General features: G+C 45.1%; 19 protein-coding genes. 11 read left to right on the plus strand and 8 right to left on the minus strand.

Annotated elements, in window-relative coordinates:
* Nucleotides 1-18 precede the first annotated feature (18 nt).
* Complete coding sequence (gene tpx / locus P0M28_RS20470) at nucleotides 19-522, plus strand: thiol peroxidase (RefSeq protein WP_302204692.1); 504 nt, start codon at nucleotides 19-21, stop codon at nucleotides 520-522.
* 154 nt (nucleotides 523-676) lie between these two features.
* Here tpx and P0M28_RS20475 read toward each other — a convergent pair whose 3' ends face one another.
* Entirely contained in the window at nucleotides 677-1,021 is a 345-nt protein-coding gene (locus P0M28_RS20475; protein WP_302204694.1) for a hypothetical protein, read from the minus strand.
* A gap of 222 nt (nucleotides 1,022-1,243) precedes the next feature.
* On the opposite strand from P0M28_RS20475, the gene P0M28_RS20480 reads away from it, so the two are divergent.
* Nucleotides 1,244-3,718 (plus strand): FtsK/SpoIIIE family DNA translocase, encoded by a 2,475-nt coding sequence (locus P0M28_RS20480; RefSeq protein ID WP_302204695.1) that lies wholly within the window; start codon nucleotides 1,244-1,246, stop codon nucleotides 3,716-3,718.
* A gap of 27 nt (nucleotides 3,719-3,745) precedes the next feature.
* A complete protein-coding gene (gene lolA1, locus P0M28_RS20485) occupies nucleotides 3,746-4,399 on the plus strand; it encodes an outer membrane lipoprotein periplasmic chaperone LolA1 (protein WP_302204697.1) in 654 nt (217 codons plus the stop codon).
* Nucleotides 4,400-4,448: 49 nt separating this feature from the next.
* On the opposite strand, the gene P0M28_RS20490 is transcribed toward lolA1, so the two are convergent.
* The 3 genes from P0M28_RS20490 to P0M28_RS20500 all read right to left on the minus strand — a co-directional run bounded on the left by P0M28_RS20490 (nucleotide 4,449) and on the right by P0M28_RS20500 (nucleotide 7,179).
* Entirely contained in the window at nucleotides 4,449-4,898 is a 450-nt protein-coding gene (locus tag P0M28_RS20490) for a VOC family protein (RefSeq protein WP_302204699.1), read from the minus strand.
* Nucleotides 4,899-4,975: 77 nt separating this feature from the next.
* Complete coding sequence (locus P0M28_RS20495) at nucleotides 4,976-6,175, minus strand: THUMP-like domain-containing protein (protein ID WP_302204700.1); 1,200 nt, start codon at nucleotides 6,173-6,175, stop codon at nucleotides 4,976-4,978.
* Nucleotides 6,172-7,179 carry an aspartate-semialdehyde dehydrogenase gene (locus P0M28_RS20500; protein WP_302204701.1) on the minus strand — a complete coding sequence of 336 codons (1,008 nt, stop codon included), beginning with the start codon at nucleotides 7,177-7,179 and terminating at the stop codon, nucleotides 6,172-6,174. Before P0M28_RS20500 ends, P0M28_RS20495 begins: the two co-directional genes overlap by 4 nt.
* 1,266 nt (nucleotides 7,180-8,445) lie before the next feature.
* Here P0M28_RS20500 and P0M28_RS20505 point away from each other — a divergent pair.
* Both P0M28_RS20505 and P0M28_RS20510 read left to right on the plus strand, forming a co-directional pair.
* Complete coding sequence (locus P0M28_RS20505) at nucleotides 8,446-9,150, plus strand: endonuclease III domain-containing protein (RefSeq protein WP_302204702.1); 705 nt, start codon at nucleotides 8,446-8,448, stop codon at nucleotides 9,148-9,150.
* A 39-nt stretch (nucleotides 9,151-9,189) separates the two neighbouring features.
* A complete protein-coding gene (locus P0M28_RS20510; protein ID WP_302204704.1) occupies nucleotides 9,190-9,837 on the plus strand; it encodes a tetratricopeptide repeat protein in 648 nt (215 codons plus the stop codon).
* Here P0M28_RS20510 and P0M28_RS20515 read toward each other — a convergent pair.
* A complete protein-coding gene (locus P0M28_RS20515) occupies nucleotides 9,834-10,991 on the minus strand; it encodes a BamA/TamA family outer membrane protein (RefSeq protein ID WP_302204705.1) in 1,158 nt (385 codons plus the stop codon). The two genes, P0M28_RS20510 and P0M28_RS20515, sit on opposite strands and share 4 nt — an antisense overlap.
* A gap of 159 nt (nucleotides 10,992-11,150) precedes the next feature.
* On the opposite strand from P0M28_RS20515, the gene P0M28_RS20520 reads away from it, so the two are divergent.
* The 5 genes from P0M28_RS20520 (at nucleotide 11,151) to P0M28_RS20540 (ending at nucleotide 14,443) form a co-directional block, all read left to right on the plus strand.
* Complete coding sequence (locus P0M28_RS20520) at nucleotides 11,151-12,119, plus strand: NAD(P)-dependent alcohol dehydrogenase (protein ID WP_302204706.1); 969 nt, start codon at nucleotides 11,151-11,153, stop codon at nucleotides 12,117-12,119.
* An 11-nt stretch (nucleotides 12,120-12,130) separates the two neighbouring features.
* Nucleotides 12,131-12,736 (plus strand): hypothetical protein, encoded by a 606-nt coding sequence (locus tag P0M28_RS20525; protein ID WP_302204707.1) that lies wholly within the window; start codon nucleotides 12,131-12,133, stop codon nucleotides 12,734-12,736.
* A gap of 143 nt (nucleotides 12,737-12,879) precedes the next feature.
* Nucleotides 12,880-13,422: a hypothetical protein gene (locus P0M28_RS20530; RefSeq protein ID WP_302204708.1), complete on the plus strand. Its 543-nt coding sequence runs from the start codon at nucleotides 12,880-12,882 to the stop codon at nucleotides 13,420-13,422.
* Between the two features lie 96 nt (nucleotides 13,423-13,518).
* Complete coding sequence (locus tag P0M28_RS20535; RefSeq protein WP_302204710.1) at nucleotides 13,519-13,749, plus strand: hypothetical protein; 231 nt, start codon at nucleotides 13,519-13,521, stop codon at nucleotides 13,747-13,749.
* 1 nt (nucleotide 13,750) lies between these two features.
* On the plus strand, nucleotides 13,751-14,443 hold the full coding sequence (locus tag P0M28_RS20540; RefSeq protein ID WP_302204712.1) for a hypothetical protein: 693 nt from the start codon (nucleotides 13,751-13,753) through the stop codon (nucleotides 14,441-14,443).
* A 46-nt stretch (nucleotides 14,444-14,489) separates the two neighbouring features.
* On the opposite strand, the gene P0M28_RS20545 is transcribed toward P0M28_RS20540, so the two are convergent.
* The 3 genes from P0M28_RS20545 to P0M28_RS20555 form a co-directional block, all read right to left on the minus strand.
* On the minus strand, nucleotides 14,490-15,587 hold the full coding sequence (locus tag P0M28_RS20545) for a Gfo/Idh/MocA family protein (RefSeq protein ID WP_302204713.1): 1,098 nt from the start codon (nucleotides 15,585-15,587) through the stop codon (nucleotides 14,490-14,492).
* Nucleotides 15,588-15,661: 74 nt separating this feature from the next.
* The gene (locus P0M28_RS20550; protein WP_302204714.1) at nucleotides 15,662-16,243 is read right to left on the minus strand and encodes a YfiT family bacillithiol transferase; all 582 of its coding nucleotides are present in this window, start codon (nucleotides 16,241-16,243) and stop codon (nucleotides 15,662-15,664) included.
* A 104-nt stretch (nucleotides 16,244-16,347) separates the two neighbouring features.
* The gene (locus P0M28_RS20555) at nucleotides 16,348-16,884 is read right to left on the minus strand and encodes a nitroreductase family protein (RefSeq protein WP_302204715.1); all 537 of its coding nucleotides are present in this window, start codon (nucleotides 16,882-16,884) and stop codon (nucleotides 16,348-16,350) included.
* A gap of 275 nt (nucleotides 16,885-17,159) precedes the next feature.
* Here P0M28_RS20555 and P0M28_RS20560 point away from each other — a divergent pair, with 275 nt between their 5' ends.
* A complete protein-coding gene (locus P0M28_RS20560; protein WP_302204716.1) occupies nucleotides 17,160-19,283 on the plus strand; it encodes a bifunctional aldolase/short-chain dehydrogenase in 2,124 nt (707 codons plus the stop codon).

Genomic DNA, 19,283 nt, shown 5'->3' on the forward strand with positions numbered 1-19,283 from the left:
TCTATAAATCTCTACACTATGGCTTCTGTAACATTAGGCGGCAATCCTGTTTCAATTAAAGGCGATATTCCTACATCTGGCGTGGCACCTGATTTCGCGTTTGTGCAAGACGATATGAGCGAAAATAAATTATCTGACTTATCTGGGGTAAAGGTACTCATCGCTGTTCCTAGTCTAGATACTTCGGTGTGTGCTACCGAAACCCGACAGTTTAATCAGCAACTAGGTGGAAAAAGCGGGGCAACCGGACTGGTTATTTCCAAAGACCTACCATTTGCTATGAAGCGTTTTTGCGAAACTGCGGGCGTTGAGAGTATCGTAAATGCATCAGACTTCCGTTACGGAGAGTTTGGCGAGAAGTATAATACTGAAATTACCGAAGGGCCTTTTAAAGGATTATCGGCTCGGGCGGTGTTTGTCGTAGATCAGAATAATGAAATTGTTTACGCTGAGTTGGTACCAGAAGTGGGGGAAGAACCGAATTACGATAAAGCGATGGAAGCAGTGGATAAGTTGTTATAGTGCGATTATGTTCAGGTATTCGTGTGTTAATATTTTAGAGTACGAAGTTCTGAGTTCACACTGATCAAATCGAAAATCGAGCGACGGTGGTCATCCTGGGAACTGTACATGGTTACTTAGCACTATAATACCTGAACACTCAAACACGATAATACTAATTTGTGCGCGAGCGCTCTGTGCGAAATGCCAACCAATGGTGCACTTTCATCATGGCTACTGCCTCTAAGAGCAATTGCATCAGTTGTTCCAGTTCAGATTGGGTAACCCACGTGCTAAAGTCCATGAGAGGGAGTTGAAGTAAGGTAAACGCTTCTGCCGATCCTAAAAACCAATCTTGCTCATTAAGTAGCTCTAGTTCGTCCTTCAGTTGATGAATCTGGCTAGCAGTTAACAATAAATAGACATTCTTAAACGTAAGTTCATAGGCGACACCTGGGTTAAGTGCAGTGATTTCGCCCACGCGATTTCTGCACAATACTGATTTGTCTATATGTTCCATATGCTAAAAATTATTTTACCTTGTTCAGTATCTGATTTAGGGTATTGTGGTATTTGATTGGTCAACACAATTTCCGAAAAAATCATTGGTAAGACCTGGTAAAAAATTTTAAAAAGGATACATCTGTCAGGAATAGCACCATTTAAGCGAGTAGACTTTTTCTGGTATTTATGTAACTTATGGCTAATTGTGTAGCTTTGGCGTAGCTGATATTTAGAGCTTATGGCTAAAAAACCGAAGAGAACTAACCGGATTAAACCAACGTCCGCGAAGACAAAACAGAGGGCAAAGTCCCGGGATTTTAAGCCTATTTGGCGCGATCCACGCTTCCATTTGGCGCTGGGTTTTTTCTTGATTGTGACCTCGCTTTACCTGTTCATTGCCCAGGTATCGTACCTACTCACGGGGGCGGCTGACCAAAGTGTAGTTGAGTCGGTACTAGAAAATAATTGGAAGTCTGCGGGGCAAGAAACGGAAAACTGGCTGGGGTTGGTCGGGGCGATTGTCTCGTATTTATGGGTGTATCGTTGGTTTGGTATTGCTTCATTACTAATTCCTCCCTTGCTGTTTGCAGCGGGAGTACAACTTGTGTTTCGGCGTACATTGCTGCCACTGTATCGAGCGGCTATGGCCGTGGCCTTCTTTCTGATCTGGATAAGCTGGCTACTCGGGTACTGGATTTATCACCAAGAAAACTTCTCCGAATGGAGTATGCTCAGCGGGGGAGTAGGGTATGAGTTAGCCATCATCACCGATAGCCTCATTGGTTGGGGTACTTTGTTGGTATTAGCCTTTGCCTTAATTGTGTTTATTATATATTTCTTTGGACTAACATCCCCACTTCCTTTTCCGCAGGCCGCAGCCTCTTTTGAGCGAAGCTCAACCCCGAAATCTGAGTCGTTTAATGATGGCTTTTCGCAGTCGCCTTTTGCTGAAGAGGAGGAGGTAGCTTGGGAGCAACCTACGGTCTCGCCTTTTTCAGAAGAGGAAAATCCTACCGAAGATGAAGCTCCCGAGGAACAACTATTCGTTCAGGAGTCAGAACCAAAGTCAAAGAAAGAAAAATCAGCAGCACCCTCATTATCACTAGACATTGAAGACCCTGAATTACCTTCGCGCGATAGTGAGCCTGAATATGCTTTGGAGGTTGAAGAACATACCGAAGAGGCTAAGAAAGTACTAAAATCAGAAAATTATGATCCTACGCTGGATTTACCGCAGTACCGTTATCCCGAGCCAGGGTTGCTGGATAGCAGTCACTCCGGGCGGGTGCAGGTAACGAAGGAAGAACTGGAAGATAACAAAGACCGAATTGTTGAGACGCTGATTAACTTTAAAATCGGTATTCAATCCATTAAAGCGACTATTGGCCCTACCGTTACGCTCTACGAAATTGTGCCCGAAGCCGGAGTAAAAATTTCTAAAATCAAGAATCTGGAAGACGACATTGCGCTGAATTTGGCAGCTTTAGGCATTCGTATCATTGCCCCAATTCCGGGTAAGGGCACCATCGGTATTGAAGTGCCTAACAAGAATCGGGAGACCGTAAGTATGCACTCGGTGGTGACTACTGAGAAATTCATGCACAGCAACAAGGAGCTGCCAATTATTCTGGGGAAAACCGTGGCTAACGAACTATTTGTGGCTGATTTGGCAAAAATGCCACACCTGCTCATTGCCGGAGCTACCGGACAGGGAAAGTCAGTGGGGCTAAACGTACTCATCAGTTCACTGATTTATAAACGGCATCCGTCTCAGCTTAAATTTGTGATGGTTGATCCGAAAAAGGTGGAACTATCGCTATTCAATAAGCTAGAACGGCACTTTCTCGCCAAAATTCCGAATAGCGAAGATGCGATTATCACCGAAACGAAGAATGTGATCTACACGCTCAATTCGCTCTGTATTGAGATGGATAACCGCTATAATCTACTAAAGGATGCTACTTGCCGAAACATTCGGGAGTACAATAAGAAATTTGTTGGCCGAAAGCTGAACCCCGAAGAAGGCCACCGCTTTTTGCCCTACATTGTGCTAATTATTGATGAGTTAGCTGATCTAATGATGACCGCTGGGAAAGAGGTAGAAACTCCTATTGCTCGTCTGGCGCAACTGGCTCGGGCCATTGGTATTCATTTGGTAGTGGCTACTCAGCGCCCTTCGGTAAATGTGATTACGGGTATTATTAAAGCGAACTTTCCGGTGCGTTTGTCGTATCGGGTTACTTCCAAAGTAGATTCGCGCACTATTTTAGATACGGGCGGAGCCGAGCAATTGGTAGGTATGGGCGATATGCTGCTTTCGGTTAATTCGGACATTATCCGCTTGCAGTGCCCGTTTGTAGATACGCCCGAAGTAGATAGTATTTGTGAATTTATTGGTTCGCAGCGAGGTTACGAGTCGGCTTACGTACTGCCTGAGTATTTGGGCGACGAGGGAGATAGCAGTGTGTTGGAGGTAGACTTAAAACAACGAGACGATTTATTCGACGATGCAGCTCGGGTAATTGTGCATCATCAGCAGGGAAGCACCTCACTTATTCAGCGTAAGCTGAAGCTAGGCTACAATCGGGCTGGTCGGCTAATCGACCAACTGGAAGCGGCAGGCATTGTGGGGCCGTTCGAGGGCAGCAAGGCTCGTGAAGTATTGATTAGTGATGAATACAGTTTGGAACAGTTATTGAACAGTTTGGACTGACATTATAACTATCCTAACAGTTTTTGTATGAAGAAATATTTATCAATTGCCGTACTAGCACTAATCATTTTTTCTCAGTCTTCTACGGCATACGCTCAATACGATCCTAAAGCCCGGGAAATACTAGATGCCATGAGTGAGGCTTATCGACAGATTGGCGCATTTGAGTCGGGTTTTTCTTATTCTATGGAAAATACCGATCAGTCAATTAGCGAAGATTTTGAGGGTGAAATTGCCGTGAAGGGCGATAAGTATCGCTTACGAATGGGCGGACAAGAGATTATCAACGACGGAAGCACCGTTTGGACGTACCTGGAAGAAGTAAACGAGGTAAATATTGACGATTACGACCCTGATGAGGGGGATATTTCTCCTACTCAAATTTACAATGCTTACAAGCGTGGCTTTAAGTATAATTACTTGGAGGATGAAACAATAGACGGAAAAACGTATCAGGTAGTTGATTTGGTACCAGAAAATAAGGATAATCAGTTTTTCAAAATTCAGCTTCACATTGCTGAGGATGACCGAACCCTGAAAAAGTGGCGTATTTTTGATAAAAATGGCACTCACTACACCTACGAGATTGATAATTTTAATCCGCAGGCTAGCGTAACCGACGAGCTTTTCAGTTTCGATACCAGCAAATATGATGGGGTTGAAATAGTAGACTTACGATAGATTCAATCTGATAAAATGCTGAAAGCCGATGGGAAACGATCGGCTTTTTTTATGACCAATGCTGAATTTCCAGAATATTCTCTTCCGGGTCAGTCATGTAAACAAATGTCAGCTTTCCTACACCCGCTACGTTAGCTTCGGTAAGCTTGCCTAGTTCTTTCCCGCCCTGCTGTAGAATTTTCTCCCTTACAGAGGATACGTCGTCTACCAGAAAGGCTAAATGGCCCAACCCCTGGCGATTGGGAGCCGAGACTGGTTTTTCTTCCATATGCTCGTACTGATATATTTCCAAAGTAGGTCCGCTATCGCCGTAACCAGGTAGACGAAGATGAACGCCTTCCAGCGAAGCATTCGGCACTCCCGTTCCCTGGGCTAGCCACTGGTCAGATTGTTTCCGAACCGGGGGGACGGGTACGCAACCAAATACTTGCTCGTAAAACTTGGCTAACGCTCGCCAGTCGGCGGCAATAATGTTGGTGTGGGTGTATTTGATTTTCAAAATGTTATTAAACCTTATTCTGATAAACTTCTAAGGTTCGTGTCGTCACGAACCTTAGAAGTTTATTAGAGTATTCTCTATGAGTTACTAGTTTTTTGAGTAATCAAAACAATGCGTTCTTTGGTCATGGTTCGGGTAGCAAAAAGGTACGTATTGCCACCTTCCTTCAACCCAAGCTTCTTCCGCACTGTCGCTACTGAGTCGCTAAAATTACGGGTGGTAATATTGGCTTTTTTGCCTGGAATGTGTGCCTGAACTGCTTTTTTCTGGTAGGGAAGTACGGTTTCTAGCCGAAAAGAACGCCCGGGAAAATCAGGAACCAATTTTTCAGAAGTGTACAGATGTGTATTGGGGTGAAGTTTGGCCACGTTCCACCGTTGGGCTACTGTACGAAAGGCACCCGCCTTTAAAATGGCGGCATTTGGCTCGTAGATAAATTGCTGGGGTTCCGCCAAGGCAGCAGTAGCTTCAGCTTCTTCCTGATGAGTGAAAATTAGCGGGGAAGCACTTGAAGTAAGGTCAATTGCCGTAATCTGGGATGGCTGGTTCACTTCCCTGGAAAGCAGATACAGCACTTCTTTACATTCATTGTTTACCACTACTATGTGCACCTCCTGTACTGAACCCAAATCCTGCGTAGCCTGATTAATATCCAGCATGGGTGAGGTTTTAATCATCACCTGCTTCGCCTTTTTCAGAAGCTGAGGAAGTAGTTGGATTACGTTGGGTGAACAATCGGATAGCCGAAATACTTTTTGGTTGGTATAATCGCGCCGAGCCGGATCTAAGTAGATTAAATCAACCGGATTCGCTGATGAGAGAAAGGTTTTGGCATCGCCGATATGCGTTTGGATAGTGGAGGTGCCTAACTGGCTAAAATTATGTTGAGCAATAGCCGCCAGATCTGGATTCTGTTCTACGTAGTCTGCTCGCTCAAACGATTGGCTCAGATAGTAGGTGTCAACCCCGGCACCACCCGTTAGGTCAACCGCCGTTTTACCACTAACCAAACTACTCTTGTACTCAGCCGTAGCTTGGGAAGAGCACTGTTCCATTGCCAGCCGAGAAGGAAAAATAATTCCTTGGGTCTGGTACCACTCCGACAGTTTGCTTTTGGCCTTTTGCCGAGCCTGAATCTGTTGAGCAACCAACTGAACTGGAATGTTGGGATGCTTTTTTGCCTGAAGAGCCAGTTGGTACGAATCTTTCCCTTCGTGTTCCTGAATAAATTGTTGAACGATAGGTTGGCGTAAAGCCGTCCAGTCGTCAGTCATCATCCCATCACTGCTGATTTTATCAAATTATTTTCTACCAAATACTCGGCGATTTGCACGGCGTTAGTTGCTGCGCCTTTACGTAGATTATCCGATACCACCCACATATTGAGGGTGTTAGGCTGGGTTTCATCCCGGCGTAATCGCCCGACAAATACTTCATCTTTTTGGTGCGCCCAAATCGGCATGGGGTAGACATTATTCTTTACATCATCCTGCACCACTACTCCGGGAGTATTTGCTAATAGTTCCCGTACTTCGTCTAGGTCGAAATCCTGGGCAAATTCTACATTGACTGCTTCGGAGTGCCCGCCTACCGCTGGAACCCGTACCGCCGTAGCCGTTACCTGAATGCTATCGTCACCAAAGATTTTCTTGGTCTCGTTCACCATTTTCATTTCTTCTTTGGTGTAGCCATTATCAAAGAACACATCGATATGGGGAAGAACGTTCATATCAATAGGATGTGGATAGACTTTATCACCTTCTTGCTCGGATCGCTCATTCATGAGTTGGTCGACGGCTGCTTTTCCGCTACCGGTTACCGATTGGTACGTAGAAACCACCACCCGCTTTACTTGATACTTCTGATGTAATGGAGCTAAAGCCACTACCATTTGAATGGTAGAGCAATTGGGGTTCGCAATAATTTTATCTTCTTCCGTCAGTACGCGGGCGTTAATCTCAGGCACTACCAGTTTATTAGCGGGATTCATGCGCCAGGCCGAAGAATTGTCTACGACAAACGTGCCGACTTCAGCAAATTTAGGTGCATATTCCAGAGAGGTTGAACCTCCCGCTGAGAAGATGGCAACATCAGGCTGAGCCGCAATAGCATCTTCCATGCTGATAATCGGGTAGGCTTTCCCCTTAAATTCTATCGTTTTTCCTACCGACCGAGCCGAGGCCACGGGGAGTAGTTCGTCAAATGGAAAATCGCGTTGGGCTAATACATTCAGCATTTCGGTACCGACCAGTCCGGTGGCACCCACTACGGCTAATTTCATAACAGTTCAATTAAACAGAATCGCAAATATCTATATTTGTAGGCAATATAAAAGTGATACACGAGTAAAATGGTTTGAGAAACGTAAAACGTCACCAAATAACGGTATTAGATACGGTGGTAATAGGTTTGGCGGTAGTGATAGGTGTCGCGTTGCTGCTGTACGCTAATTACTGTAGGTTAGGATTCACGGCCGATTCTCATATCTATATTGACATTAGCGAGCGATTGGCCAGGGAGGGAATAATAGATGGACTGCGAAACATAGATCTGCGGCTAAAGCCACCCTTGTACCCACTGTTATTAGCTATTGTTTACCGTGGAGATTACACGCTTTGGTTAAATATTTCGTGTTACGCTACAACGATAACGATCCACGGATGGTTAGCAACCCAGCTTTTACACCTCAGCGCATTCAGGTATCTGTATTTACTACTACTAGTATCTGGAACTTCTCTACTATTGATTCATAGTTTCGTTTGGAGTGAGCCACCTTTTGTAGCTCTGTTTAGTATAGTATTGGGTGTGTTATTTCACTATTGTAGAGAGCAAAAAGATGCCTACTTAGCCATTATTGGATTTCTATGCATTTTACTGTTTGGTTTGAGGCACGCCAGTGTGTTTATAGTATCGGGGTTGATCGCTTCGTTTCTCATTTTTCCTTCTTCACTTTCTAAGCGAGCAATACTTTGGTTGTCGGCTGGTATTTTTCTTTTTATAGCTTGGGCGGTGCTTAAATTAGAAGAATTTGTTCGCCTTTATCAACTAATAGTAGTGCCTTTGACCGAGGGTGACTTCAGTAGATACTCAAGCAATGTACTGTCCTTTGCAAATGGTTTCAGCGTGTGGTTTTTACCTAATCCTGTTCCGATAGTATATCGAGCTTTGCTCCTACTTCTTTTAATCGGTATGCTAGGATACCTGTATTACAAGACGTATTCAAGTACAGATCATCAGTTTTGGAGGCGTATACTACTGACATTTGGTCTTTACTACGTAGCCATACATACTGTATTTACACTTAACTATTATTCTTCCGATGCCGAACGCTATCTGACTCCTTTTTACCCAATTTTACTGCTTTTTGCGTTATCAACGTTAGAGAAGCAAAGCAAATACCGGAAGTTGATTGTAGTGATTTTATGCTTATTCTGCCTATATCCGATTAGTCGCACGCTTCGCAATGCTCATTTTTGGCACGAGCAACGGTGCAGTGATACCAAAAAAAATATTTCAAACTACCCGTCTACTTCAGAGTTAGGTTATTGTGGAGGCTCAGGAATATATCGTAACGGAGAAAATAAACGTCGCTATTAATCGATTGGAGGCGAGATTTGGACGGCAAAAGCGATTCTCCAGCAAACCACCGATTGACCAACTTATCTCTACAATTTTATCGCAACGAACCAATTATGCCAACGAGCGTAAAGCATTTGAGCAAATGCGAGAACAGTTTGGCTCCTGGGAAAAGATTATGAACGCTCCGGTTGAAGAGCTTACCAAGGCCATTGCCACCTCGAACTATCCTGAAGTAAAAGCTCCTCGGATTAAAGCGACGCTTCAACGGATTTACGAAGAACGAGGTGATTTTGATCTGAGCTTTCTGGCGGGTCTTTCGGTGAAAGAAGCAATGGACTGGCTGATGCAGTTTGAGGGAGTCGGCCACAAAACTACCACGTTTTTATTGCTATTCACCTTCCGAAAACCCGTCCTTCCCGTAGATACCCACGTACATCGGGTCTCACAACGGTTGGGGATTATTAATCAGAAAACTAATCAGGCGAAAGCGCATACGGTGCTACTTGATTTACTACCCGAAGATGCGGACGAACTATTAAATTACCACAAGCTATTTTTCAAGCACGGCCAGCGCGTATGCACCTGGAGCTACCCGCGCTGCCGAGAGTGTATTTTGACTGACATTTGTGATTATTATCAGGTTCATTTTAAATCAACTGTAAAAAGAGTGTAGGCTGAACCACTCGGCTTCCTTCTAGCGTTAATCAACAAGATGAAACCTTGGATAGTCTTTTTGATTAGCACCGTGCTCCTATCCTGTACCAAGAAGACAGAGCAAGAACTGTTCGTCGAGCGGGCGGCGCAGATATATGATCTATACGATGAGGAAGGCAATCTGGTAGACTACGACGAAGCCATGGCACGCTTTCATAACTACGCCCGCTCGTATAATGAACGTGGCGTATCTATGTTTAAGGAGCAACTGTACGGTCAGGCAATAGAAGATTTTACGCAAGCGCTAAAGTATGATAAGAACTACGCTGCCGCTTACTGTAACCGAGGCTACGTATATGCCAAGCGAGAGGAGTATAAGTTGGCATTAGGTGATCTAAATAGAGCTTTAAAGATCAATCCGAAGTACGCTAAAGCCTACCAACACCGGGCGTGGGTAAAGCAGAAGCTAGGCTATCCGTTGGAAGCAGTGAAAGATGCCAGTCGCGCACTCAATATTACCCCGCGCAACGATGAATTGTACTTGCTACGAGCTGCTAATCACTATCAGTTAGAGAATTATCTGGAAGCCTTTACCGATGCACTGATTGCCCGTCGCCTGAAAAATAAAAACGCCCAAAAGCTGATTGATCGCATCTCTGAGGAACATCCTAAAATTCCCCAAGCGATTTTCTCCGCTCATCGCTAAAACGCCTCGCCAATAAAGAAATAAAACCCTGGCCCTTCTTCGGTGAAAGCTACGTCCAATCGAGTGAATATATCTTTGCTGGGAAAGATCAGGAAGCGGACTCCGGCCCCACCAGATACTACCCAATCACCCAGATTAATCTCCTGGGGTGAAGGAGATACCGTTCCGGTGCTGACAAAAGCCGCGGCACCCCACCGTTTGCTGAACGGGAATGGTAAAAAGCGATACTCTACTTGTGTAGCCAGTAGGTTTCGATCCCGATAACGCCCCAAGTAGTATCCTCGCATCATGCTTTCGCCTCCCATTAGCGATAGTTGGTTGAACGGAACCTCTCCCCAGGTACTGTTCGCTACTACTTGAGCTGCTAGCACCTGATTGCGCGTAGTGGGGTAGAAGTAGCGGGCATCAAGAAAAAACTGCGTAAACGGGAAGTCACTACCCCAGGCATCGTCGTAGTGCAGAAAGCCCGTTTCGCCAAAGAAACCCTCGCGCACGTTTAGTACATTATGCCGATTGTCGTAAACTACCCCCAACCCAATCCCAAAGTTGGTTGAGCCATTACTACCTCGGGGGAAATCAATTGGTTCATTGGTAAGCGTGTTGAAATCTACGCTACTTAGTCGTTGATAATCGAACCACGTACCCAAGTACAGATTACCACCAATATTACGCAACACTCGTTCTCGCAGAGCGATACTATTGGCATCTACTCGAGCAATCTCTTCTTCGGGAGTATTGGGGCCAATACCGTAGTACAGCAGTGGAAACCGCTGCAAACGTAACCTCCCTAAAAAGAACCATTTGCTTTCATCGGAATATAGTGCGTGGTCGAGCCACAGGCCGTACTGGCTTTCTAAAGTTAAGAATGTAAAAGCATTAATCTCACTTAGGCGGTTGCTGGTATCCTGCTTGGCGTAGTAGACGTAAAGGGCACTCACCCCAAACTCCCAGCGGGTTTCGGGTGAATATGCCAAGGTAGGGTAGGCGATTAACTTGGGTCGTTCGGAAGAGACTGTATCGTTAAACACGCTATTGAACACACGCTTCGAGAAGTCCCACACCTGAGCCTGCCCAGGAAGAGTAAGTAGCGAAAAAAAGAGGATTAAGCCGTAACGCATCGGAAAAATAGAGAGGGGCTGGAAAATAAAAAACACATACCCGTGTAGTAACGGAATTTTTAGAGAGAGGATGTATACATGTTATTTAGAATAATAGCCGTATCGAATAAATATCGCCAATTGACCCTTCTCTTCTGATTTTAAGTGCGAATTAAAAAGGTGATATTGCTGGGGAAGACTAAATTTACAGTGCTAATGAAAGCCGCAGTGCGTACCCGATATGGCTCCCCTAATATTTTAACCATTCAGGAGGTGGATCAGACCCGACCAAAGAGCTACGAAATTTTAGTAAGAGTACATGCTACCACCGTAAACCGTACCGACTGCGGAATACTTAGCGGATACCCAGTCGCTATAAGACTATTTACCGGACTAACGAAGCCAAAGCTGACCACTACCGGAACTGATTTTGCCGGAGAAGTGCAAGCAGTGGGAAAGAAAGTCAGCCGCTTCAAGATTGGTGATAAAGTTTGGGGCTTCAATGATAACGGACTTCCATCGCACGCCAAATACTTAGCCATTGCGGAAGATCAACCTATCGCAATTATACCAGCGGAAGTTACGTATAAGCAAGCGGCTGCTAGTGCGGAAGGAGCACACTATGCTTACAATTTTATTAACAAAGTTGATCTTCGGGCCGGTAGTAGGGTGATGCTCAACGGGGCTACCGGCGCAATTGGCTCGGCAGCCCTACAATTTCTGAAACACGCCGGGGCTTACGTGACTGCCACCGCTAACACCAAAAACGTAGACCTGATAAAATCGCTGGAAGCTGATCGGGTAATTAACTACGAGCGGGAAGATTTTACTCAAGATGATGAGCGATATGATTTTGTGTTCGATGCAGTAGGTAAAAGCACTTTTGGCCGGTGTAAAAGGCTACTCAAACCGCAGGGCATTTATATTTCATCGGAGTTGGGGCCGAAGGCGCAGAATCCACTATTAGCCTTAATCACTCCGCTGCTAGGTGGCAAACAAGTAAAGTTTCCGGTACCGCTCAATATCCTCCGAAGTCTCAACTTCACTAATGAATTGCTGGAGGCTGGTAAGTTTCGCTCGATAATTGATCGAACTTATTCGCTAGGCCAGATTCAGGAAGCCTTCCGCTATGTAGCTTCCGGGCAAAAAACCGGGAACGTAGTTATCTCGCTAGACCAGAATTAGCATTATCCACTATGATTAAATTATTCTTATTCCTACTTCTCAATGGGTTTTTCCTCTCGCTTGCGGTGCTGGGGCAGAAAAACTATACTCCGGGCTACGTAGTACTCATTTCGGGTGATACGCTGAGGGGGCAAGTAATGGATCGGAGAGAAACCTTTACGGGTACCGAGCTACTTGATAAGATTCGTTTTAAACCAGAAGGTGGCGGTTTACGCCGAAAGTATCGGGCTAAAAAGCTGTTGGCTTATCGGGCAAATGATAATATCTACGAGCGGCACCAGCTTCGACCAAAAGGTATTAGTCTGCTGGATGCGTACTACGAGATTGTTCCGAACGGTGGCGAGCCGGTCTTCTTGCGGGTAGTTAGCCGGGGTAAGGTTACGTATTACCAGTGGGAGTGGGTAGATCCAGATGATAGCACAACAGACACCGCTGACTACTTTCGTAAAGGAAATGAACCACTGTTGGTCAGAGCTACCCAAGGCATCTTCGGCTTGAAGCGGAAAAACCTCACCGAGTACTTTCAGGATTGCCCTAGCTTACAGGAGAAAATTCAGCAGAAAGTATTTAAGTATCCTTTTGAAGTGGCGAATTACTATAACCAGAACTGTCGCTGATTAAATGAATAACGGGTGTTCCAGGTATTTTTCCTACCAAAAACACTAAGTTTGAAAAGAAACTTAGATTTATTTTGCGGTTGTATACGGGTTAGGCGTAGTTATGCGCTATACTTATGTCGTGTGCCACAAAATATAGCTAAATGGATAAATTGATCTTTCTGTTGCTTCTCTTCATTGCCTTTTTACTAATCATAGGATTGCCAATAGGGCTATCATATTTAGTATATTTGTGGACAAAAAGGAGAAGGTTCGACAGGAGATTAAGATTGCTTGCACTAACCCCTATTATCCTGTTTATCTACGCAGTTTATGATTCATTCTATCCATCAGATGATTTTTATAAGGAGGATTATGAGGAAGTAACCAGCCAAAAATTTCCAGAGAATGGGAAGATTTTATCCAAATCAGCCTCATTTCCTGATCACTTTGGTGATTATAATTCAGCAGCTCTTATAGAAATAGATTCTAGTGAATGTCAAATACTACAGGCGAGATTAGTAGAAAATAATTTTGAAGAAGACTCTATTGAATTTAGTTCGACTGAGCGAAGGTACGTTGAAAAAGAGTTGAGTGGACGAATATATGAGGTGCAATTGAAGAAAGAGATAAATGAAGGGAAGTACTACTTCGTGGGTTTTCTTTCTGATGGAAAATCAATAGTATACCAAAGGATAAGTTGGTGAAGAAAGTACGGACATACAACACCATGTAGCCGTCAGTCGAATGAAGTGAGAGTATGAGTACTTATTGTTGACCACAAGCAAAAAATACGCACAGGTATGTTTGAGAAAAATTTTCCAAATTTAGATTGGTGGATAAATGGACAGGGATGGGTTGAACTTGGCTCAGATGAACACAGTGACAGTTGGGTGAGAATACTTGATATTGGAGGAATGTGTTGGGAAGACGACAACTCTAAAACTTTCGAAGAAGCTTTACTAGCAGCAGAAAAATGGCTTGAAGTAGAGATAGAAGATCGGTTTGGAGAAGTTCCACCAAAAAAGTATTGATATGTCGCAGGAACAAAACGACCATATGGATTCATTTCCTGATAAAATGAACATCTTTGAAAAAGGTATTTCAGAAGAGTCATTCAATGAATTCTACAAAATACTTGGAGGGATTGGAAATGCGGATGAAAAATATAAAAATGATTTAATCTCAGCTTACAGATCAAGCCCGAAGTCCTGTTCCGAACAGGAGGTGAAAAAGGCTTTAGTATTACTTTCTAAGAAAGGAGATGTTCAAAGTTATCGGTTAATCGAGAGAACATACAATGAAAATCAAAATCTATCAATAAAGAATATTGCGTTAGTGGCACTTAGAAATGCACGGATGTATTTGGAAAGTGAGTTGATGGACGAACAATTTGGCATAATTTCTACAGGATTAGGTGGAGAGGGCAATAAATTGAGATATTACTTGGCATTCAGGCCAAGGGATCGAGAGGATTGCCTGCCAAAAGGTGATATTTTTTCTAGAATGGAAAGTCTTTGCTCAACATTGAAATCTAAAGTGGAAAATGTAGAAGAGGTGAAAGGGTGCTACCTTTTTAAAATATTGTTACCGACGGATTTAGCAGTAGGGGTGCTTGCCGAAGGTTTTATCGAAAAGAACGAGCTTCTATTAGACAGCTACTTCTGTACGAATGTTGAAAAGCCAGATGACGCTCAAATTGAGAGCTGGATAGAGGATTACGGATAGAATGAATATGTCTTAATAAGAATATAAATGTATTCATGCCTCTGTCTCAATCTAACTCAATCGTCTTTCCACTTTCTGCCGAGCGGATAGCCGCATCCAGAATCTCCATCACCACCAAGTTATTTTCTAGGGCAGAAAGGTCGGTGGGTTTAACTTTTATATTTCCGCGCACTACTCCCGTCAAGTAGGCAAACGGATCGTCTTGGGGATTCTCTAGTGGCTGGGCTTTTAAGGTTTGCTCGCTTTCTTGTTCGCTAGGGCGAAAGCGCATGTTGGTGGCATTGAGGGCGTGTACGTAGCCCGTTTTGCCGTACATCTCCATATCTTTCCGATGGGTAGGCCAGTTCCACGAGGCTTGAATGATACCTTGCATTTCGGGATAAGTCACAATAATCGTAGCTTCATCGTCTACCTTGGGATAGATATCCGGTTTAATCTGCTGGGTAACTGCGGTTACGGAAGTAGGGCGTTCGCCCTGCATCAGCCAAGTAATTAGGTTAGCCCCGTAGCAGCCAAAGTCAGTTAGTGCTCCTGCTCCGTTCCACTTAGGGTCGGTAAGCCACTCTAGAAATTCTTCATTCACCCCAATTTCTTCCGGCCCCGGGTGGCCATCGTGTACGACGATTTTTCGTAGGTCACCAATTGCATTTTCTTCGTGTACCAAGCGGTAGGCCTCGTGATTACTGCCGTACCAAGTGGTTTCGTAGTTGGTGAGCAAATGAATGTTGTGTCGACGAGCAAGCTTTGCCATTTGCTGAGCATGATCCAGGCTCACTGCCAGTGGTTTCTCTACCATCACGTGAACGCCCCGAGGAGCACAGGTTTCTACCACACTCAGGTGATCGTAAATAGTATTGAAGGCCGTAACTGCCTCGGGCTGGGTTTTATCTAGCATCGTTTCCAGATCATCGTACACCAAGTCCATAGAGTAACCGTGCTGATTAGCGTACCGTTGGGCTAGTTCGCGATTGGGCTCCACAATTCCGACAATTTTGATATCGCCCCGATCTTCCCGCCCCAAAATCCAGTGAACGTGGGTATGTACCAATCCTACTACGCCCACCCGAAGTGGCTTGTCGTTAGAGGATTGGGCAAAGGTTGTTGATATTCCTACTAAGAATAGAAGTGCGTATGTCCATTTCATACACCAAGTTTACGAAGAATAATTTAGTAAAACCTGTTCTCAATAGTACCTCAGAATTAAGCAGCTCAGCTCTTTTACCATCCCTCCCGCTCTTTTAATGATTGAATATGAGCGACGTGGTGCTGGCCGTGCCAGGCGTAGAGGGCTAGCATAGTATCTAACCGAATAATTTTGCTGGTTTGGGGATGTACAAGACTACGGGCGTAGTCTTTATCAGTCATTGCTCGCAGCAACAGCAACCAGCGTTGATGCAATGCCTCCAACAACTGTAGCGAGGGTTCGATAGGAGCCGATGAAGCATCAGGAAGCTCACCCCAGCGATCTTCGTAGTAGGCTTTGATGGTAGGCTGATTTTCAGTAAGAGTCCAGCGGTAGCGGATGTAGCTGTTGGCATGGCTATCAGGCACATGGTGCACTACTTGCCGTAGTGTCCAACCCTCTGGCCGATACGGAGTATTCAGCTGGTCGTCCGTTAAGCCTGCTACGGCTTCTCGCATAGCAGCCGGAAGCTTTTTAATTTCATTTAGGTAGTTTTCTCGGTCTTGGGCGGTAACCTCTGCCGGAGGCGAAAACCGCCCAATAGGGTAGCGTAAAGATTCGTCAGTCATACTTTTATTCAGTAGATTTAATCCGGGGTTCAGTGTTAAGGAGATCATCGCGAGGTGTTTTGATTCTGGGTCTTATGAGCTTGAACAATGTTTCACAACACCATTAAAGATAACACGAATACCCGAACATGTTACACTCTAACACCATATAACTATAACACTGACTTATCCCCAGTAAAGGCAAACTCGTGTACTGCTTTACGCGGTTTGTTAGGGCGTTCTTCTTTGCCTAAGTACCCCACAGCCATCATTGCCACCGGGTCATACTCATCGGGAATATTTAAAACGTCGCGAGCCTTATCAGGGAAGAATCCCGCCATTTGGTGAGCGTATAAATCAAGTTCGGTTGCTTTGAGTAATAAAAAACCAACGGCAGTTCCGGTATCGTGCCAAGCGTGGCGGTTGAGTTTCTCGGTTTGACTGAAGTGTTTCTTCGCAAGGCTCAGCATTAATACGTAGGCTTGTCGTGCCCACGCCCGATTAGATTCGTTAATACATGATAGCAACTGCTGGTACGCCTCGGGCTGATCGTGGGTAGCGTAGATAAACCGCCAAGGCTGTTCGTTATAGCTAGAAGGAGCATGCTGGGCTGCCTCAAATAACTGCTGCAACTGCTCTTGGCTTACTGGCTGTTCAGCAAAATGGTAGGGGCTGTATCGCTGCTCAATTAATGTGTCTAATGATTTCATGGATGTTGGTAATGTACTTTAGAAGTGTATGCGTTGCTAACGGGAAAGGTAGGTGAAGAGGTTGCGGTTCTTACCAACGAGCCTAGTGTAAATTGCGGTCTGGACTGAGCGGTATAATCAACTTCCAATACCAGGGTTAAATCTGCGTAGCTAGTAGGTTGATCTTAAGGAAGTTTTGGGATAAGCACAAGATGGCACAGGATGGCAGGCTTGCCCGATTTTTTGTATTTTCACCTTTGTAAATTAATTTTTCCTTTTTACGAAACCTATTCTTTATGGAAAGCATAACCGCCACCTTTAAATACGTAAATCATTTGTGGGACGAGGAAAAAGCGAAGTCGCTAGAAGGCGATGAAGTAGCTTTACTACTCTACCGCTCCAACATATTGGGGTCTGATCTTCGAATTACCAATTACGGCGGTGGTAACACGAGTTGCAAGACGGTTGAGAAAGATCCATTGACCGGTGAGGATACCGAGGTAATGTGGATTAAAGGCTCGGGGGGAGACATTGGGTCGCTAACCCGGAGTGGCTTGGCTGGACTATTTAACGAGCGACTACACGCCCTAAAAAACCGCTACCGAGGTATAGAGCATGAAGATGAAATGGTAGGACTATTCTACCATTGTCTTTACGACCTGGATTCACGTGCTCCGAGTATTGACACTCCTCTGCACGCATTTTTACCCTACAAACATATCGATCATCTGCACCCTGATGCCCTCATTGCCATTGCGGCGGCCAAAGATGGTAAGCGCATCAACGAAGAGCTATTTGAAGGACAGATTGGCTGGGTAGACTGGCAACGGCCGGGCTTTGATCTGGGGCTACAGTTGGAGAAATGCATTCAGGATAATCCTGACTTACGAGGAATTACGCTGGGTAGCCACGGATTGTTCACCTGGGCTGACAATGCTTACGATTGCTACGTGAACAGCCTTGAGATTATCGAAAAAGCATCGCGATACATTGAAGAACATGCCGGAAAAGACCGCCCGGTATTTGGTGGAATGAAGGTCGATTCCTTACCGGAAGTAGATCGGAAGAAGCAAGCGGCTGAATTGGCTCCTACCTTGCGAGGGCTTTGTTCCAGCCACCAACCCATGATCGGGCATTTTACCGATAATGATCGGGTACTGGAATTTATCAACAGTGAGGATTTATCTAAGCTTGCTCCTATGGGAACATCGTGTCCCGATCACTTTCTACGAACCAAAATTCGTCCACTGGTATTAGATTTTCTTCCGGCTGATGCCGATTTATCGGATGCTAAAGCCGTTCGCGACCAAATGCACGGCGCGTTTCAGGAGTATCGTAAAGATTATGCCGAGTACTACGAAAATCATAAGCACGACGATAGCCCGGCCATGCGAGATCCCAATCCGGTAGTAATTCTGTGGCCCGGAGTAGGTATGTTTACCTTTGCTAAAAACAAGCAAACGGCTCGGGTTGCTAGCGAGTTCTACGTGAATGCAATTAATGTAATGCGGGGTTCGGAGGCTATCTCGGAATATACATCGCTTCCGCTGCAAGAAGCCTTCAATATTGAGTACTGGCTGCTAGAAGAAGCCAAACTAAAGCGGATGCCTCCCGAAAAGCCACTCTCGCGAAAAGTGGCGCTGATTACCGGTAGCGGGGGCGGTATTGGTAAAGCTATTGCCGAAAAGTTTGTACAGCAAGGTGCCTGCGTTATTCTTTCCGATATGGATCAGGAGCGCCTGGAGGAAGCCCGTAAAGAGTTTGTAGAGAAGTACGGCAAAGATTCGGCTATTGGAGCCCAACTAAATGTCACTAAACCGGAAGACATTCACCAGTCGTTACAAGCGGCAGCTTTGGCCTTTGGTGGAGTAGATATTCTGGTGAACAACGCGGGACTGTCTATTTCCAAAACACTGGAAGATACTTCGGAGGGTGACTGGGACTTGCAGCAAAATGTGATGGTGAAAGGGCAGTTTCTGATGACCCAAGCGGCCGTAGATGTTATGCGTAAACAGCGGTTGGGGGGAGATGTAGTAAATATTGTTAGTAAAAATGCGCTGGTTTCCGGGCCTAACAACGCTGCCTATGGCACTGCTAAGGCTGCCCAGTTACATCTATCGCGTTTGCTGGCGGCGGAATTAGGCAAAGATAAAATCCGAGTGAATGTGGTCAATCCTGATGCAGTAATTCAGGGTAGCAACATTTGGGCCGGTGGTTGGGCTAAAGGCCGGGCAGAAGCCTACGGAGTTTCGGAGGATGAGCTGCCTAACCACTACGCAAAGCGAACGTTGCTCAACGAAGCAATTTTGCCCGAAGATATTGCGAACGGGGTATTTGCTTTAGTAAGTGGATTAATGAAGAAAAGTACCGGAAACGTACTGAACGTCGACGGAGGTTTAGCTCCGGCGTTTGTCCGCTAA

It is taken from the genome of Tunicatimonas pelagia (assembly GCF_030506325.1).
In the GTDB taxonomy this organism is placed as follows: domain Bacteria; phylum Bacteroidota; class Bacteroidia; order Cytophagales; family Cyclobacteriaceae; genus Tunicatimonas; species Tunicatimonas pelagia.

What these genes read in the sequence shown, in the direction of transcription:
- P0M28_RS20480 (WP_302204695.1), top strand. Translation starts at nt 1,244, where the DNA reads ATGGCTAAAAAACCGAAGAGAACTAACCGGATTAAACCAACGTCCGCG.
- P0M28_RS20500 (WP_302204701.1), bottom strand. Translation starts at nt 7,179, where the DNA reads ATGAAATTAGCCGTAGTGGGTGCCACCGGACTGGTCGGTACCGAAATG.
- P0M28_RS20545 (WP_302204713.1), bottom strand. Translation starts at nt 15,587, where the DNA reads ATGAAATGGACATACGCACTTCTATTCTTAGTAGGAATATCAACAACC.
- P0M28_RS20510 (WP_302204704.1), top strand. Translation starts at nt 9,190, where the DNA reads ATGAAACCTTGGATAGTCTTTTTGATTAGCACCGTGCTCCTATCCTGT.
- P0M28_RS20535 (WP_302204710.1), top strand. Translation starts at nt 13,519, where the DNA reads ATGTTTGAGAAAAATTTTCCAAATTTAGATTGGTGGATAAATGGACAG.
- P0M28_RS20550 (WP_302204714.1), bottom strand. Translation starts at nt 16,243, where the DNA reads ATGATCTCCTTAACACTGAACCCCGGATTAAATCTACTGAATAAAAGT.
- lolA1 (WP_302204697.1), top strand. Translation starts at nt 3,746, where the DNA reads ATGAAGAAATATTTATCAATTGCCGTACTAGCACTAATCATTTTTTCT.
- P0M28_RS20540 (WP_302204712.1), top strand. Translation starts at nt 13,751, where the DNA reads ATGTCGCAGGAACAAAACGACCATATGGATTCATTTCCTGATAAAATG.
- P0M28_RS20495 (WP_302204700.1), bottom strand. Translation starts at nt 6,175, where the DNA reads ATGATGACTGACGACTGGACGGCTTTACGCCAACCTATCGTTCAACAA.
- tpx (WP_302204692.1), top strand. Translation starts at nt 19, where the DNA reads ATGGCTTCTGTAACATTAGGCGGCAATCCTGTTTCAATTAAAGGCGAT.
- P0M28_RS20475 (WP_302204694.1), bottom strand. Translation starts at nt 1,021, where the DNA reads ATGGAACATATAGACAAATCAGTATTGTGCAGAAATCGCGTGGGCGAA.
- P0M28_RS20520 (WP_302204706.1), top strand. Translation starts at nt 11,151, where the DNA reads ATGAAAGCCGCAGTGCGTACCCGATATGGCTCCCCTAATATTTTAACC.
- P0M28_RS20555 (WP_302204715.1), bottom strand. Translation starts at nt 16,884, where the DNA reads ATGAAATCATTAGACACATTAATTGAGCAGCGATACAGCCCCTACCAT.
- P0M28_RS20525 (WP_302204707.1), top strand. Translation starts at nt 12,131, where the DNA reads ATGATTAAATTATTCTTATTCCTACTTCTCAATGGGTTTTTCCTCTCG.
- P0M28_RS20560 (WP_302204716.1), top strand. Translation starts at nt 17,160, where the DNA reads ATGGAAAGCATAACCGCCACCTTTAAATACGTAAATCATTTGTGGGAC.
- P0M28_RS20530 (WP_302204708.1), top strand. Translation starts at nt 12,880, where the DNA reads ATGGATAAATTGATCTTTCTGTTGCTTCTCTTCATTGCCTTTTTACTA.